The sequence below is a fragment of the Paraburkholderia sp. PREW-6R genome (genome assembly GCF_039621805.1).
Lineage (GTDB): Bacteria > Pseudomonadota > Gammaproteobacteria > Burkholderiales > Burkholderiaceae > Paraburkholderia.
Genome location: NZ_CP155074.1, coordinates 2013502 through 2030686, shown reverse-complemented (window position 1 = coordinate 2030686; position 17185 = coordinate 2013502). Strand labels below are relative to the sequence as shown.

The 17185-nt window shown below is 60.4% G+C and carries 10 protein-coding genes; 4 read left to right on the top strand and 6 right to left on the bottom strand.

The features are described from left to right. Positions 1-16: 16 nt before the first annotated feature. From cpaB to AAGS40_RS24230, 6 genes are all read right to left on the bottom strand, one after another. On the bottom strand, positions 17-1108 hold the full coding sequence (cpaB, locus tag AAGS40_RS24255) for a Flp pilus assembly protein CpaB (protein ID WP_345815554.1): 1092 nt from the start codon (positions 1106-1108) through the stop codon (positions 17-19). 20 nt (positions 1109-1128) lie between these two features. Next, a complete protein-coding gene (locus tag AAGS40_RS24250; RefSeq protein ID WP_345815553.1) occupies positions 1129-1287 on the bottom strand; it encodes a hypothetical protein in 159 nt (52 codons plus the stop codon). Positions 1288-1375: 88 nt separating this feature from the next. Next, positions 1376-2095, bottom strand: a complete 720-nt coding sequence (locus AAGS40_RS24245; protein ID WP_345815552.1) for a hypothetical protein — start codon at positions 2093-2095, stop codon at positions 1376-1378. After that, entirely contained in the window at positions 2092-2931 is an 840-nt protein-coding gene (locus tag AAGS40_RS24240) for a hypothetical protein (RefSeq protein ID WP_345815551.1), read from the bottom strand. Before AAGS40_RS24240 ends, AAGS40_RS24245 begins: the two co-directional genes overlap by 4 nt. A 41-nt stretch (positions 2932-2972) precedes the next feature. Continuing rightward, positions 2973-4505 carry a pilus assembly protein TadG-related protein gene (locus tag AAGS40_RS24235; RefSeq protein WP_345815550.1) on the bottom strand — a complete coding sequence of 511 codons (1533 nt, stop codon included), beginning with the start codon at positions 4503-4505 and terminating at the stop codon, positions 2973-2975. Between the two features lie 25 nt (positions 4506-4530). Further along, complete coding sequence (locus AAGS40_RS24230; RefSeq protein ID WP_345815549.1) at positions 4531-4812, bottom strand: pilus assembly protein; 282 nt, start codon at positions 4810-4812, stop codon at positions 4531-4533. A gap of 534 nt (positions 4813-5346) precedes the next feature. On the opposite strand from AAGS40_RS24230, the gene AAGS40_RS24225 reads away from it, so the two are divergent. From AAGS40_RS24225 to AAGS40_RS24210, 4 genes are all read left to right on the top strand, one after another. Next, positions 5347-13599, top strand: coding sequence for a YadA-like family protein (locus AAGS40_RS24225; protein ID WP_345815548.1), 8253 nt, complete (start codon positions 5347-5349; stop codon positions 13597-13599). 96 nt (positions 13600-13695) lie between these two features. After that, positions 13696-14811, top strand: a complete 1116-nt coding sequence (locus AAGS40_RS24220; protein WP_345815547.1) for an OmpA family protein — start codon at positions 13696-13698, stop codon at positions 14809-14811. Between the two features lie 340 nt (positions 14812-15151). Continuing rightward, positions 15152-15760, top strand: a complete 609-nt coding sequence (locus AAGS40_RS24215) for a response regulator transcription factor (protein ID WP_345815546.1) — start codon at positions 15152-15154, stop codon at positions 15758-15760. A 65-nt stretch (positions 15761-15825) separates the two neighbouring features. Beyond that, the gene (locus AAGS40_RS24210) at positions 15826-17088 is read left to right on the top strand and encodes a sensor histidine kinase (RefSeq protein WP_345815545.1); all 1263 of its coding nucleotides are present in this window, start codon (positions 15826-15828) and stop codon (positions 17086-17088) included. The last annotated feature ends 97 nt before the right edge of the window (positions 17089-17185 follow it).

Here is a 17185-nt window from a genome sequence, read left to right as displayed (position 1 = left end):
ATCGGTACTCGGTACTTTAGTTCTGCTTCGATGCGCCGGGCGCAGTGGCTTTTTGCAGTTGTTGCGCAATCGCGTTCGCCTGTTCATAGAGACTCGGCTGATGCTGCGGCGATGCGGAACCGGGTATCGCCGCGGTCGCGGCGGGAGTTGATCGCGGCTCCTGGACGGGCGTGGTCGATTGGCCTTGGGTAATCAGCACGCTGCTGGTGTTCATGCTGCCGCCGCTGATGATTTCGACGGACGGGGGCGCCGCAGCCGTACTCCCGCCTGGCCGCCCGCGAGTGGGATCGATGAATACATCGCTTTCCTGAACCAACGCGGGACCGTCCGCGGTCTTGTCGTCCGAGTTGCGCAGAATCAGGCGCAAGCCGCCGACCTTTTGTGCGAGCGCAACGCGCGGCACGTCGTCCACGGGGACTTCGAGCGTTACCGTGGTGTATCCGTCGCCCTGCTGCCGGCTCATCGCGCTGCTGTTGGCATTCGCCTGATCGTATTGCGCTGCCTCGCCGGCGTCGCGCGGGCGCGTGTCCTGACCGGTCGCAAGCACGAGCACGTTCGACAACATGCGTTGTGCGATTTTTTTATCGTCGCTGCTGTGATCGAGGTGAAAGACCTTGCCGATCCAGTACAGATCCACGTGATTGCCGGGGCGCAGCATCAGGGCCGTGGAATTGACCGTGTCGATCTCGACTGTCACTGCGCGAGTTCCGGGTTTCAGGACGTCCGAAAAGTCGCGGGCGTGCAACGCGTCGATGTCGCCCGCGCGCAGCGGTAGTCCGTGCCGTACCGCTTTCACCAGATGTGAGTTACGGTATTGCTCGAAATTGTCCGCGCGGATCGTATCGTCGTACACCAGATTGCCTTCAATCTCGCGTCCCACGAAGTTGTCGCTCGACAGCGGCATGCCGGCGGGAGCGTCCTGCTGCGGCACGACAACCACCACGCCGCCGCGAATATGATTCGTGTTCATGTCGGCCTTGAGCTTTGTCTCTCGGTCGTTCAGATATTTGTAGAGCAGAAACGTAAGGCCACCTGCAACCAGCACAGCGAGGAAAAGCAGCACCCATGAATTCGCGAGCAGTGAGCGGAGTTTTATTTTCTTGAACATGACAAAGTGACCTGACACGGTCAGGGAAGCGAAAGGGTGAAGCTGTAGGCGCTGAACAGAGACTTGAAGTTTGTAACGAGTGCGGCGAGCGGCGAGACAGGCTGTCCGTCGATTACGATATCGTTCGAAATCACGAGCAGTGCGCCGACAATTGCCGAGGTCACCACGAGGTATTCCACGTACGCCTGGCCACGCTGTCTTGTCGTGGAGAGGCGCCGGCCGCACGAAGTTCTTCCGCGGGACAAAAGGTTTTTCACGTTTGATCTCTCAATGAGTTCTGATTGCATTGATGACAGCGCTCGTTCTTCCTGCGCTATCCGAGAAGCTCGCATCCACGCTGTCTCTACCGCGTTGCATGGCGAAAGCTGTTGCATGGGTTGCGTGATTTCGTGCCGACTGAACGTCGGGCTGTTGGCCCACACTGATCCAGCCTTGCGCGGCAAGACTGTTGCGGTAGCGCTGCGCGTTCCATTGCGCTTCGCCGGACATATCGAGAATCCACGTACGACCGGCTTTGTCCGGATCACGGCTCTCGACGTCCGAGACAACCCGGCTGTCTTCGGGAAGCGGAATGACCGCATCCGGAATCGTGTGATCCGGTTCGTCGCCGCCTAGCCGGATCACGCTCATCAGTCCGCGTGCGTGATCGCCGGTGACTTGAGGCGCAAGGGCGAGCACGTACAGACAGTGGTCGTCCAACGCGCTGAGCAGCCAGCCTGAGGACGTAGAACGGCCCTTTGCAGGGACGTCTTCCCGCACCCAGAAATCGCGAAACGCGTTCGATACCTCCTCAAGCGTGCCGGCGAAGTCCATGCCGACCAGAGACGTGGGCACGCCGTTCACGATCATGTCGCGCCCAATGGATTGAGTGCTTCGCGGCTGCACCGGTATCTTGTTGCATGCGTTGGACGCCAAAGCGTTGCCGCCGGCGAGCAGCGCGCCGACCAGGCAGGCGCCGCGAGAAAGTCGAGCGACCAGCAATTTCATTGATTCAACCGGGTCGCGGGCACGACATCTTGCTGAACACGGCCGAATTCGAGCGTCGAAATCTCGGGCGCGTACTTTTTCAAACCCTGATATTCGCTAGTGGGCACCAGAGCAACATGGGCCGCCGGCACCGCTTCGCTGAACAACGCCTTGTTGCTCGCCGAGCCATCTGGAACCCAGGTGTTGGTCAACAGGGTGTTGGTGTCTGAAAATGTCAGGCCGGCGAATGCGGGCAGCTTTCCGTCTTTTGGCCAGAGCCGTTCAAGCACGTCGCTCGTTGCGCCGACCGTCAAGCTGAGCGTGCCCGACCGAAGCGTGCTCGACGGCAGGCTCAGACGCGCCGCATATTGCCCTCCGGTCGCGGTGGGTACGGACCATTGGGACAGGGCGATGCTGCTCTGACTGCTTGCAGGATCGGCAGTCAAGGCGGTGCTGACCGCAACATCGGATGACGAGGTCAGCAGCGGATTGCCGCCATAGTCGTGCCACATGACCGGCTGCAATGCAGCCAGTTTGTTCTGCAAGCGGTCCGCGCTCGAAATGGCCGAATTGTTGGCCGCCAGCAGGCGCTGCATGATTTCGCCTTTGAGTTCGGCATCCCTCTTGGCAACGGTCAACGCGGAGGTACCGTATGTGCTCGACCATCCTTCCGGGGTGGCTGGATCGCTGGCGAGATTTTTGGCGGTATCGCCGTCTGACCACACCGTGCGTTCCCACGCCAGATAGCGCGAGCCCATCAGCGTCCGGTTACGCATGTCGTTGAACTTTGCGAGCATGACGATGGCGAGCAACAACACGCTCATCACCATGGTCATGGAGACGAGAAACTCGACCATTGCCTGACCGGATTGCGCGGTGCTTCTCAGTGGGTTTTGCTTCATTGCTTTTGGGCCTGCGGTGCTTCGGACATCTGGCTCGCCTGCGCGGCGGCGCGTTCCTCCTGGCTGACCGGCGCGAGCCGCGCTTGCCAATAGGGGCTAAAGAGGCTTGGGTATTCGGTGGCATGATCTGCGCGCGCCCATTCGTCGGCATTCAGAAGACGGCCCATGATCGAGGCGCCGGAAGCGGTTTCATCCGGGCGTACGAAATAGGCGTTGGCACTGGAGAGCGCCCGCATGGCGCCGGCGGCGGCGTTGTCGACCACGGCGAGACGGCCGCTGCCTTGCAGGCCGATCGTCTTCACGAGTGTGTTGGTGTTGCGCGTGACCTCGATCGTGATGCGAGGCGCCTCGCTGGCAAGTGCCAGGCCGCTGAGCTCCTGATATGGGAGCAGACCGCCGTTCGCGGGATCGAGCGAAGGGCCGGGCCCCTGCGAAAACTGCTGCGCCATGGCCTCCGGTACCTGATAGCCGGGTGAGGCACTGCCTTCATAGCCGAAATTGAAGTAGCCGCCATAACCCTGCCAGTCCTGCCACGCGACGAACGGCGGATGCGTCATGAAGCTGGTGATGTTTCCATTCGCACTGCCGCCGGAGCCGGCCACGGCGCCAAATGCGCCGAAACAGCTTACGACGAGCGCAGCAGTGCTTGCATCGATAGATTGCCAGGCGCTCTTGTCGCTTCTGAGCTGAGTGCCTCCGTCGTGCGTGACTCGCACGGTGAACGAGCTGGCCGTGGTTCCGCATACGCTTGCGGCGGTATCGTTCAACTGCTGGAAGTCAGGCGCGACACTGCGACTGGAGTCGCGGTTCTTGACGAAACCGTCGAGCGTGGCCGGGTCGGTTGCGACGTCGGCGAATTCGTCTGAGCCGAGCTTCCCTGCGGGCGTGATGGTAGCCGTATAGGAGGTCCATGCGGCAAGCTGCGCGGCATTGCGCGCGCTGGTGAAATATCCGCTGGTGACGTGCGTGTCGGGCTGATTCAGTTGCGCGATTGCATCCGCTGTGTCTGGGACCGAGTTCACGGTCGCAGCGTGGTAGGTGGCTTGCGCGACGCTTAGCGCGCGATTGAGTGAACCTATATTGCGCGCCACCGTGGGCAGCAACGCGTCCAACGTTGCGCGCAGCGGCGCGATGTCGCTATCGCCAAGCTGCTTCGGCGTGCTCCATTCGGCGGGATGGTCTGCAAGCCCTGCGATCGTTTTGTCGAGGTCGGAGGGCGTGTAGGTCTCACCGAGTTCGTCGATCCATGATTTGAGCGCAACCACTTGCGCGGCGGTGACCTGATTGGCAATCATCGCCCGGTTCGTATAAGCAGAGAAGTTGTAGTCGCGCGCCTGCAGCACGGCGGCGCTATAAGCGGCGGCATCCGCCGTGTTTTGCAGTTTGATTTTGGCGCTTGTCATTTGGAACGAGCTGAACGCCACGTACAGACCTATGCAGCCGACCAGAAGGAAAATCAGTGCAGGGACCAGCGCCTGCCCGCTAGCGCTGGCAACCCTGGCCCTGCCCGTGCGGGCAGAGCGTTTCATGATGGATACCGCTGATCCGGAAAGGTTAGTTACCCGTATTGTTGCTGTCGTTATACGTACCCATGTTCTTCGTGTGGTTGGCGTTGCTGGTCGCGGTATTCGCATTGGTCTGCGCCGTCGAAATGTTGCTCTGCGCGTTCTGGCCGGACATTTCGATAGCGAGGCCGGAGGTCTGGTTGCGCAGCGTTTGGCCGAAGAGTGAGTACACGCCAATAGCCGACACGGCGATGAGCGCGACGATGATGATGTATTCCGTCATGCCTTGGCCGAGTTGCTTATTCTTGCGGCGAATTTCTGAGATTTTCATGATTTCTTTATTAATAAATGCGATCGGAAAAAGAGTGTTAAGACACAGGTCGGCGCGTCCTTATCTGATTAAAAAGTAAAAACTCTATGCCAAAACGCAGATTCGATTGTGTCGCGGCGGATTGTACGAATCGACGCGAATCGCAAACTTGCGAATTTTCTCAAGTGTGGGTGATGCAATTCCTCACTTCTATCAGAACGTTAAAGATTATCGAAATGAAATGAGGAATGTCAAACGTCGAAAGGCAGTCGCATCAGGGGCTTGACGGATTGGTATTGATTCGTTTCGCCTCCCTCGCGCACCACGAGGTAATGGCAATTTTGAGAAGGCTTGCGATTTATCTACCCTTTATTCGGAAATTTCTCGTTTGAACTTCCTGTTTCCTGATTCTTAGAGGATAGGTCCTCCAACTACATTATCTGAAGCATAAAAAGCCGTACTCCAATTCGGGATGTCAGTCCGGCTTTTTTGCAAATGTATTCGCGGTTAGAGAACCGATTTGCAAGCGGGCGTTGCCCTCTATTTAGGGAAATTATGAATAAGTCGTACATCAGCATCTGGAACGATGCGTCTGGAACGTGGGTGGCTGCTCCGGAAACCGCCAAGGCACGCAGTGGCACGGGTACCGTCGCCTCGTCTGGCGCTATCGTGACGAGCGTGGATTCTCGTCCGTCAACTCCGTTGAAGGCCATGTTCATGCCGATTGCCATGGCAATCGGCGCGGCGATGATGCCTGGCATGGCGGCTGCCCAGACCAGCCCCGGCAACGGTGGGCTGGAGCTGTGCCCCGGCGGCGTAGGCGGTGTGGGTTCTTCCTGGGGGCCGCTGTCGAGCGCCGTGGGCATCATGAGTTGCAACGGCACGAGCGGTTCTGCCGGCATGTCGTTTTCGCTGAATAACGCTGCGGCCGACAACGGCGCGTGGGGTTACAACGATGGTGGCATCACCGCACGCGTCACGGGCTATGACGACGGTCACCTTGAAATCGTCGGCGACACGGGTATCAAGATGATCGGCACGGTCGACATGACCGGCAACAAGATCATCGACGTTGCGCCGGGAACGATTTCGTCAACGAGCGCCGACGCGGTCAACGGCGCGCAGTTGTACCAGTACTCGCGTTATTTCCAGGCGAACTCTCCTTCCAGCGAGCCGGCAAGCAGCGCGCTCGCCAAGGGTGCAAGCTCGGTCGCGTCCGGTCCTTACGCGATTGCCACGGGCAGCAATTCGAGTGCATACGGCGCCAATTCTGCCGCGCTCGCGTCCAATTCGGTCGCGCTGGGCAGCGGCTCGGTTGCGGCTCGTCCTGATTCCGTGTCGGTGGGCTACCTGTCGGCCGACGGTACTTCGCAGTACACCCGGCAGATCACCAATGTGACCGCAGGCGCCGCAGGCACAGACGCGGTGAACGTGGATCAGCTCAACGCAGCCATCGCAAGCGTCAGCGGTGGCGGCAGCGGCAGCGTCGTCGCCAACGCCGTGACTTACGACAGTTCCGCGTCCACCCTGATTACGCTCAAGGGTACGAAAGGAACGAAGATCACGAATCTGACGGCGGGCGACATCTCGTCTGCCTATAGCACCGACGCAGTCAATGGCTCGCAGCTGTTTCAGACGAACCAGAACGTCACGAACGTCGTGAACAACGTCGCCAATCTTTCCGGCGACGTTTCCAACGTGACGAATGTGGTGAACAACATCGTCAACAACGGCATTGCCGGGAACCCGCTGGTCGTCACGTACGACTCGTCCGCGCGCGACGAGGTGACGCTCGGTGGCGTCAATAGCCCGAAAGCGGTGCGGCTGACGAATGTTGCCGCTGGCGACATCTCGTCGGCGGCCAGCACTGACGCTGTGAACGGCGGTCAGCTGTACACGACGAACCAGAACTTGCAGACGCTCGCGAACAACGTCGGTGACATTGTCGTGAATCTGTACGATCGCGGCGTCAAGTATTTCCACACGAATTCGACGCTGGCCGATTCGTCGGCAGTTGGTGCGGACTCAGTCGCTATTGGCGGCGCGGCGATTGCCAACGGGCAGAATTCGGTCGCGTTAGGTTCGAACTCGCTGGCCGACCGCGACAATGCCGTGTCGGTGGGCGCTGTCGGTGCGGAGCGGCAGATCATCAACGTGGCAAATGCTACGAACGGCACCGACGCAGTCAATCTGCAGCAACTGCAGGCAATGGGCGCCAATGTCACCAGCGGCGTGGTGACGAACAGCTTCGTCGCGTACGACGACACGACCAAAGGCAAGGTGACTTTTGGCGGCGTCGGCGCATCGAAAGCGGTGACGCTGTCGAACGTCGCAGCCGGTGTGTCCGCTACCGACGCGGTCAACCTCGGCCAGATGAACGCGGCCATCGCCAATGCATCGGGCGGCGGTGGCGGTTCGCCAGACGCTGTCGTTTACGACACGCCTGCTCATGACCAGCTCACGCTGGGTGGCGTATCCGCCTCGGCGCCGGTTGGCTTGACCAACGTGGCCGCAGGGCAGGTTACGTCTGACAGCAAAGACGCAATCAACGGTTCGCAACTGTTCAATACCGCAAGCAGCGTGGCGAACGCACTGGGCGGCGGTTCCAGCGTGGACCCGAGCGGTGCGGTGACCAAACCCACGTACGCGGTGCAGGGCAATACATACAACGACGTAGGCTCGGCGCTCAGTGGGCTGGATTCCGCCATCACCAGCGTTGACAATAGCCTCTCCAACACGTCGAAGTACGTCAGGATCGTGTCCACGTCCTCGTCGGCAATTGCAACGGGCGACGGATCGGTTGCAATCGGCGGAAGCTCGTATTCAAGCGGCTCGAACGCCGTGGCGGTCGGTGCGGGCTCGCGCGCCATGTTCGCCGACTCGGTGGCACTGGGCGCGAACTCCCGTGTGTCCGCAGCGAACACCGTGTCCGTGGGTGACACGGGTGCCGAACGGCGTATCACGAACGTCGCGAACGGCACGGCAACAACGGATGCAGTCACGGTTGCTCAGTTGAATGCCTTGCAAAGTTCGTTGACGCAGGAAATGCAGTCGCAATCGAGCGGCACGAAGGCGGTGCTGAAGAGTTCGGCGCCGGTGGGTGCTACGCTGCTGGGCGCAGCGCCGGTCACCTCCTACATTGCCGTCAGCTCGAACGTGACGCAAGGCACGACGACGAGCACGGACAGTGGGCTCGATGCCATGGCAATCGGCCCGACGGCTATGGCGCTCGGCGATCGCTCGCTAGCAGTCGGTGCGGGTTCCGGCACCGCTTTGGCCGGTTCGACTGCCGTTGGTTCGTCTGCGGCCGCTCTTGCTCTGGATACGACGGTGATCGGCGCGGGCGCGAGCACCAACAGTTTCGCAAACAATGCCGTCGCGATCGGGTATAACTCGGCAGCGCAGGGCGTGAACGCGTTGTCGCTGGGCTCGTTGGCGGTGACGAACGCCACGAATTCGGTCGCCATCGGTGCGAACGCAATGGTGACGAACGCAGCGTCGAACTCGATGGCCCTCGGTGCAAACTCGGTTGCAAACCAGGCCAACTCCATGGCGCTGGGCGCCAATTCGACAACCGACCGCGCGAACTCCGTCTCGGTGGGTAGCAGCTCGGCGCAGCGTCAGGTGACGTTCGTCGCAGCCGGTACGCAAGCCACGGACGCTGTCAACGTGACGCAGTTGGCGGGTGTTGCAAGCCTGATTGGCGGCGGCGCCGGGGTCAACTCGGATGGATCGATCAAGAAGCCGTCCATCACGATTGGCGGTACGACATACAACGACGTGACGTCAGCCATTACCGCTGCGGCAACCAGCAGTACGGCTAGCGCAGTGCAATATGACTCCTCCGCGCGCAACAAGGTCACGCTCGGTGGGGTGGGTGCATCCGCGCCGGTCGCGCTGTCGAACGTGGCGAACGGTGTGTCGGGTTCGGACGCTGTGAACGTTGCGCAGTTGCAGGCAATGGGTGGCACGATCAACAGCAGCGGCGTGGTGACGAACAGCTTCGTTGCATACGACGACACGACCAAAGGCGCGATCACGCTGAAGGGTACGGGCGGCACGACGATCACGAACGTGAAGGCTGGCGCGCTCACCACGGCAAGCCTCGACGCCGTAAATGGTTCGCAGCTGTACCAGACCAACGAAGATGTGGCGAACGTTGCTGGCAATGTCGCGAACATTGCGGGCAATGTGACGAACGTGACCAACACGGTCAATAACATCGTCAACGGTGGCGGCATCAAGTATTTTCACACGAATTCGACGCTGGCCGACTCGTCGGCAACCGGCACGGACTCGGTGGCGATTGGTGGCGCGGCAACCGCATCGGCGGTGAACTCGGTGGCGCTCGGTTCGAACTCGGTGGCGAACCGTGCGAACGCGGTGTCGGTGGGTACGGCAGGCGCGGAACGCCAGATCATCAACGTCGCGAACGGCACGAACGGTACAGACGCAATCAACCTGTCGCAGCTGACGGCGATGGGCGCGAACGTCAACAGCAGCGGCGTGGTGACGAACAGCTTCGTTGCTTACGACGACACGACCAAAGGCAAGGTGACGCTGGGCGGTTCGGGTGCAACGAAGGCCGTGACGATCACGAACGTAGCGAACGGTGTGTCGGGTTCGGACGCTGTGAACGTTGCGCAGTTGCAGGCAATGGGCGGCACGATCAACAGCAGCGGCGTGGTGACGAACGCATTCGTTGCGTACGACGACACGACGAAGAACTCGATCACGCTCAGAGGCGCAAGCGGTTCGACGAAGATCACGGGCCTGACGGCAGGTACGCTCTCGGCCACGAGCCTTGACGCCGTGAACGGCAGCCAGCTGTACCAGACGAACGCGAACGTCGCGAATGTCGCAGGCACGGTGACGAACGTGACCAACACGGTCAACAACATCGTCGACGGCGGCGGCATCAAGTATTTCCACACGAATTCGACGCTGGCCGACTCGTCGGCAACCGGCACGGACTCGGTGGCAATTGGCGGCGCGGCCAGCGCATCGGCCAACAACTCGGTGGCGCTGGGTTCGAACTCGGTGGCGAACCGTGTGAACGCGGTGTCGGTGGGCGCGGCAGGCGCGGAACGCCAGATCATCAACGTCGCGAACGGCACGAACGGCACGGACGCAATCAACCTGTCGCAGCTGACGGCGATGGGCGCGAACATCAACAGCAGCGGCGTGGTGACGAACGCGTTCGTTGCATACGACGACACGACCAAAGGCAAGGTGACGCTGGGCGGTTCGGGTGCAACGAAGGCCGTGACGATCACGAACGTGGCGAACGGCGTGTCGGGTTCGGACGCTGTGAACGTTGCGCAGTTGCAGGCAATGGGCGGCACGATCAACAGCAGCGGCGTGGTGACGAACGCATTCGTTGCGTACGACGACACGACGAAGAACTCGATCACGCTCAGAGGCGCAAGCGGTTCGACGAAGATCACGGGCCTGACGGCAGGTGCGCTTTCGGCCACGAGCCTTGACGCTGTGAACGGTAGCCAGCTGTACCAGACGAACGCGAACGTCGCGAATGTCGCAGGCACGGTGACGAACGTGACCAACACGGTCAACAACATCGTCGACGGCGGCGGCATCAAGTATTTCCACACGAATTCGACGCTGGCCGACTCGTCGGCAACCGGCACGGACTCGGTGGCAATTGGCGGCGCGGCCAGCGCATCGGCCAACAACTCGGTGGCGCTGGGTTCGAACTCGGTGGCGAACCGTGTGAACGCGGTGTCGGTGGGCGCGGTTGGGGCGGAACGCCAGATCATCAACGTTGCAAACGGCACGAACGGCACGGACGCAATCAACCTGTCGCAGCTGACGGCGATGGGCGCGAACATCAACACCAGCGGCGTGGTGACGAACGCGTTCGTTGCATACGACGACACGACGAAGAACACCATCACGCTCAAGGGCGCGAGCGGTTCGACGAAGATCTCCGGTCTGGCGGCGGGTGCGGTTTCCAGCACCAGCGCCGACGCAATAAATGGAGCGCAGCTTTACCGCACGGCAGCCAGCGTGGCGAATGCGCTCGGTGGCGGTTCCGCCGTGAACGTGAACGGGTCGCTGAGCGCACCGAGTTATGAACTGAGCGTCGGAACCTACGCTGACGTCGGTTCGGCGCTTTCGGGGCTCGACGGCGAAGTTTCGTCGATCAATAACAACATCGCCGATACCACCAAGTACATCAAGGTGGTGTCCCAGTCGAGCGCAGCAGTCGCCACGGGCAGCGAGGCAGTCGCCATTGGCGGCGGATCGTTCGCAAGCGGCGAGAATTCGTTGGCTCTCGGCGCAGGCGCGCGGTCCATGTTCGCAGACTCGGTGGCACTGGGAGCAAATTCTCGTGTATCCGCGGCGAACACCGTGTCCGTGGGTGACACGGGTGCGGAGCGCCGCATCACGAACGTCGCGAACGGCATTTCGTCGACTGACGCCGTTACGCTTGGCCAGTTGGACGCGCTGCAGACATCATTGACGCAGCAGATCACGTCGCAGACGAGCGGCGTCAAGGCCGGGCTCCTGGGGGCGGCGCCGGTAAGCGCATCCCTGCTGGGCGCGACGCCCATCGCCTCGGTGACGGCGGTGAGCTCGAATCTCACGCCGGGACTTGCTGCAACGTCCAGTGACGACGCGCTGAATAACATGGCCATTGGTCCGGGGTCGAGCGTGCAGGGCGCAGACTCGGTCGTCTTTGGCGCCCGCTCAGGTGCGTTCTTTGCCGGGTCGACGGTAGTTGGATCGGGCGCTGTGTCGATTGCGACCAATGCGACGGTCATCGGCAACAGCGCATCGACAAATAACCTCGCCGTGAATTCGGTTGCAATCGGCTACCTGGCCGCCGCGCAAGCAGCGAACTCGCTGGCATTCGGTTCAGACGCGATCAGCAACGGGGACAGTTCGGTAGCGATGGGCAGCAATGCGTTCGTGTCAGTGGGCGCTGCAAACTCCATGGCAATCGGGGGAAATGCGACGGCAAGCGTGGCGAACGCTGTGGCGATCGGCTACGGCGCAATCGCCGACCGTGCTAACACGGTCTCGGTGGGCAGCGCGTCGAGGTTGATGCAGATCACCAATGTTGCCCAAGGTTCTCAAGACACCGACGCTGTGAATGTGGCGCAGTTGAATGCGGCGATCCAATCTGTTTCCAGCGGTGGTGCGCCCGACGCGGTCGTCTATGACGGTTCTGCGCACACTTCGCTGACGCTGAACAAGGGCGGCTCGGCGGTCGCGCTGTCGAACGTGGCGAACGGTGTCGCAAGCTCGGACGCGGTCAACGTGGCGCAGTTGCAGGCCATGGGCGGCACGATCGACAGCAACGGCGTGGTGACGAACAGCTTCGTTGCGTACGACGACACGACCAAAGGCGCGATCACGCTCAAGGGCGCTAACGGCACGACGATCACGAACGTGAAGGCTGGCGCGCTGACGGCGGCAAGCCTCGATGCAGTGAACGGCTCGCAGCTGTACCAGACCAACGCGAACGTGGCGAACATCGCGGGCACCATGACGAACGTGACCAACACGGTCAATAACATCGTCGACGGTGGCGGCATCAAGTATTTCCACGCGAATTCGTCGCTGGCCGATTCGTCGGCAATGGGTGCGGATTCGGTGGCGATGGGCGGTGCAGCGAATGCATCGGCAGCGAACTCGGTGGCCTTGGGTTCGAACTCGGTGGCTGACCGTGCAAACGCGGTGTCGGTGGGCGCGGCCGGTGCGGAACGCCAGATCATCAACGTGGCGAACGGCACGCATGCAACGGATGCGGTCAATCTGTCGCAATTGGAGGCAATGGGCGCAAACGTCGACAGCGGCGGTGTGGTGACGAACAGCTTTGTCGCCTACGACGATTTGAGCAAGGGCACCGTGACGTTTGGCGGCTTGGGTTCGAGCACGCCGGTTCAGTTGAAGAACGTGGCGGCCGGCACGGATGCTACGGACGCTGTCAACTTCGGCCAGATGGAGTCGTATGTTGCCCAGAACGGGGGCGGCGGCGGCGGTACTGCCAATGGCGTGGCTTACGACGACTCGACGAAGTCGAAGGTGACGCTCGGTGGCGCCGGTTCCACGACGCCAGTGGTACTGACGAACGTTGCGGCTGGTTCGAGCGCAACGGACGCCGTGAACTACTCGCAGTTCTCGAGCCTGCAAAGCCAGGTGAACGACATCGCGAACGGCGGTGCGGGTGACACGACCTACGTCAACATCAACACGCCGGCTTCGGGTGGTACGGCTGCAGCCGCTACCGGTTCAGACTCGATCGCCATCGGTAACGGTGCAGCAGCAACCGGCAGCACATCGATTGCAATCGGCAAGAACACGGTGACGGCGGGCGACAACTCGGTCGCGATGGGCGCAGGTGCTACGGCTCCGAATGCCAACGCGGTTGCACTGGGTGCGAACTCGACGACCGATCGCGACAACTCGGTGTCGGTGGGTTCCGCCGGCGCAGAGCGTCAGATCACCAACGTCGCAGCGGGTACGCAGGGCACCGACGCGGTCAACCTGAACCAGTTGAACAGTGCCATGGGCAACATGAGCAACTCGATCAACAACGTGGACAAGTCGGCAGCCAAGGGTATTGCATCGGCATCGGCACTGAACATCGTGACGCCTTATCTGCCGGGCCGTACCACGCTGAATGCGGGCGTTGCCAACTATCGTGGCTATCAGGCTGTCGGTCTGGGCGTGTCCCGCTGGAACGACAAAGGCACGATCAACTACAACCTCGGCGTATCTACCTCGGGCGGCAATAGCACCATCGTTCGCGCTGGCATCGGCATCGTCCTCGGTGATTAATCGACTGCCGCAAGGCAATGATTAGAAGTTAGGGACGTTAGCTGTCTGGGTCGCACGGGAAACTTCCGTGCGACCCTCTTTCCATGAGAAACAGACATGAAGTATTCGTTAATTGCCATCGCGCTTACTGCGATGGTCGCGGGATGCTCGTCATCCGCGACACGCGACCGGTTGCAAATCCAGGATCCCACGGTTTTGCAGACCGGCTTTAGCGCCACGCAGGACCATCCTGCAGGTGCGGTCACACAACAGTGGATCGGCACCTATAGCGGTATGAAAAACGGCAAAACGCTGAGTGCGCTGCAGGGTCGGCTTGATGCGCTCGGCGATCGCAAAAATAACTATTTCGGCGATAAGGCGCAGTGCTGGCTGAATGCAGCCCGCGACGAACGTTCGAGCCATGACGGCTGGGGCTTTATCGAAGAAGCGCTTGTCGAAGCCAACCGCCTGACCACGGCGCTGGAGACAGGCCAGGGGCTCTCCGCCGACAATCCGGACTTGCGGACTGCTTCGGTGATCCGGCCGGACCTCTGGAAACAGATTCTGGCGGCGAAGGTCGCTCCGCAGTTCCCGCAATGTCAGGAAGCACAACGCCTCGCCGCCTGCTCCGAGGTGGAGATGATTCACGCGGGTCACGAGGCATGGACGCGTGACTTCGATGAAAGTCAGCGTCTCGTGAATGGCGTCGAAAAAGGCTTGCCTGCTCTTGGCGCGGCACTTGAGGCATGCACCCCGCCGCCGGCCGTCGCGCGAGTCGCGTCGCCGGTCCCGCAGAAGATCACGCTGCAGGCCGACGCGAGCTTCAAGTTCGACCGAGGCGATCTCGCGGGCATGCTTCCGTCCGGCAAGGCCAAGCTCGATCAACTGATTCGCGATCTCAAGCAAGCGGGTGATGTCACCGCGATCAGCATCGACGGTTTCACGGACCGCCTCGGTAGCGACAGCTACAACCTTCAGCTGTCTGCAAAGCGTGCGGAGACCGTCAAACGCTATCTGCAGAACGGCGGCGTGACGGTGCCAATTTCCGCGCACGGACACGGCAAAGATAATCCGGTGGTCCAGTGTCACGATCACGATCGACAGGCCTTGATCGAATGTCTCGCACCGAATCGTCGCGTCGAAATGGACTTTACGCGGGGTAATGCGCAAACGATGAGTCCGTCGCACGCCAGGGTGACGCCGACGCAATCCGGATTGAAAGATCAGCCATAAATAAAACATACAAGTGCAGCGGCTGAGACTTCGTTTTCGGCCGTTCTACCCGGCTGCGCGGGCGTCAAGGCTCGCAGCAAGGCAAAGAAAGCGCGATCATTCTTCGCGCTTTCTTTTTTCAAATACATATTTTTTTTTGATATCAACATAAATCGCGATCCGCTGTTTAGGAAAATTCTTCCCGCATCGTATGTAAAATCCCGCCTCCGTTGGTGAGTTATCGCAGAACTAAACCGAAGAAATTTTTAGTTGCTTTTGTTAATATTTTGCCGAATTTCCATTGCGCACGCGGTTCGGCCTTTTGCGCCCATCGATTAATATCAAAATAATTGAGCTGCAAATGAAGAAAATCGTACTGATTGATGACCATCCAATCGTCCGCCGAACCATTGCCAATGTTCTTCGCGCTGATCCCGAGCTGGAGTTAGTCGGCGAGTGCGGCGACGGCGAGGATGGGTTGCAGATGGTCTTGAATCGCAAACCCGATCTGGTGCTCCTTGATCTTGACTTGCCGCGTCTGGACGGCATGTCCATGATCCGTCGTATCCGGGCGGAAAATGTTCAGACCTACATTCTCGTTCTTTCGGCCAAGCCGGAGCACGTCATGGCGACCTTTGCGCGAAACGCGGGGGCCAATGGCTATGTCGGCAAAGGTCGGGAAATCAGCGAGCTGATTACAGCATTAAAGACAGTTTTATTTGGCTATGACTGTTTTCCGGCAGAATCGATGCTGTCTGAAACCGAAAGCAGCATGAGTGCGTTATCCGCTCGTGAGGTCGAAATATTGCAATTCATGGCGCAAGGGATAAGCAATCGGGATATTGCAAGCAGGCTGTGTCTGAGTGACAAAACCATCAGTACGTACAAAATGCGAATTCAGGAAAAACTTGGATTATCGTCGCTGCCAGCCATTATGGAATTCGCATCGATACATAGGTTGATCGATTAATCCCGGCAATAATGAATAGATCAATATTCGCACGGCATCTATGGGGCACTATCCGAAGCAGGTCGATGCCCGTCGTCCTTCGCCGCGCGCTCGAACGCATCGGCACATTGTGGACGCGGGCGCACCAGCCGGACATGCTTGGCGAGAGAGCCGCCGACACCGTCGATTTCTCGACCCGCGCCGCTGCGACCGACCAAGGTAAGGCGCTAGCCGAGCGCGAACGGGCGCGCTTGTTCAGCTTGTTCCAAGCCTGTCTGGTCGCGCCGTTTTCGGCAGTGGCGGAACTGGTGGAGTCATCGGAAAGGGCGACTGCGAAGCTCTCGGTTAGCGCGCAGTCACGCCCCAATAGCACGATCCGATCCGCGGTGCGCATACTGGATCAGGTGTTGCACGATCTGCTAGACGACTCGCCAATCGAAGCAAGAACGATTGTCCTCGATGAAACCGCGACAAATGTGGGCGAGCTCAGCAATGCCGTGATCGCGTTGCTGGGGCCGTCGGCCGCGCAACACGCAGTGCGCGTCAGCGTGAGCATGGATCAGAAGCTCGCTAACACGATTCTGGCGGACCATGTGTGGCTCGGCCAGATGCTCTTTTTCCTTCTCAGCAAGGCCATTCGATCCGCGACTCAGGACGAAATCACGCTGCTGGTCGCAGCGGAGTCATTGAATCCCGCGTCGCAGCGCATCTCGTTCGTCGTGAAGGAATCCGGCCAAAGATCGCCTGGCATCACGCCTGCGCGCCTTTCCGTTTCGGCGGCCGGCGAGCCGGACTCCATTGTGCGGTTATGCCATCTGCTTGCACGCCGCATGCAGGGCGAACTTATCGTTGCAAGCACCGCCGGTACACCGTTGCGCGCGGTATTCAGTGCGCCGTTCACCGTCGACACCTGGACGACGCCCGAGTTGCAGGCCACCGAGTTGGCGCCAGTGTCCGCATCCCACTTTCCGATGAATGTCGCGCAAGCCGCGCACGACGGCCGAAGCGCATCATTCGAACCCTTCGAGCCGCGTTATCTCAACGCGCTTTCGGAAGAAGGGATCGATCTTCCATTGTTCCTGGCCAGTTGGCGTCGTGAAATGAACGACGATCTAGGTCGTCTGCACGAGCTGCGCCGTGCAAGCGATGCGGCCGATCTAAGCCGGGTGTGCCACAGACTAAGCGGAGCAGTAGGCCTGGTTGGCGCACAAGACCTGATGGGAGCGTTCCAACGCGCCAGCACGTCGCCGCGAAGAATGGGCACGAACTCCATCGACGCCCTGACAACACGCGCCCGAGCCCTGATCGCGCAACTCGACACGGCGGCGCTGCCCCATCGGAGTCAGTGAAAATGAATCGACCGCTTGCCTTGATACAGGGCCCTCTTGCGCTTCCAACCCTATGGCCGCTCAACGGTTTGCCACCGCCTTTCGGTGCGCGTCGTCG

What these genes read in the sequence shown, in the direction of transcription:
- cpaB (WP_345815554.1), bottom strand. Translation starts at nt 1,108, where the DNA reads ATGTTCAAGAAAATAAAACTCCGCTCACTGCTCGCGAATTCATGGGTG.
- AAGS40_RS24245 (WP_345815552.1), bottom strand. Translation starts at nt 2,095, where the DNA reads ATGAAATTGCTGGTCGCTCGACTTTCTCGCGGCGCCTGCCTGGTCGGC.
- AAGS40_RS24240 (WP_345815551.1), bottom strand. Translation starts at nt 2,931, where the DNA reads ATGGTCGAGTTTCTCGTCTCCATGACCATGGTGATGAGCGTGTTGTTG.
- AAGS40_RS24235 (WP_345815550.1), bottom strand. Translation starts at nt 4,505, where the DNA reads ATGAAACGCTCTGCCCGCACGGGCAGGGCCAGGGTTGCCAGCGCTAGC.
- AAGS40_RS24230 (WP_345815549.1), bottom strand. Translation starts at nt 4,812, where the DNA reads ATGAAAATCTCAGAAATTCGCCGCAAGAATAAGCAACTCGGCCAAGGC.
- AAGS40_RS24225 (WP_345815548.1), top strand. Translation starts at nt 5,347, where the DNA reads ATGAATAAGTCGTACATCAGCATCTGGAACGATGCGTCTGGAACGTGG.
- AAGS40_RS24220 (WP_345815547.1), top strand. Translation starts at nt 13,696, where the DNA reads ATGAAGTATTCGTTAATTGCCATCGCGCTTACTGCGATGGTCGCGGGA.
- AAGS40_RS24215 (WP_345815546.1), top strand. Translation starts at nt 15,152, where the DNA reads ATGAAGAAAATCGTACTGATTGATGACCATCCAATCGTCCGCCGAACC.
- AAGS40_RS24210 (WP_345815545.1), top strand. Translation starts at nt 15,826, where the DNA reads ATGCCCGTCGTCCTTCGCCGCGCGCTCGAACGCATCGGCACATTGTGG.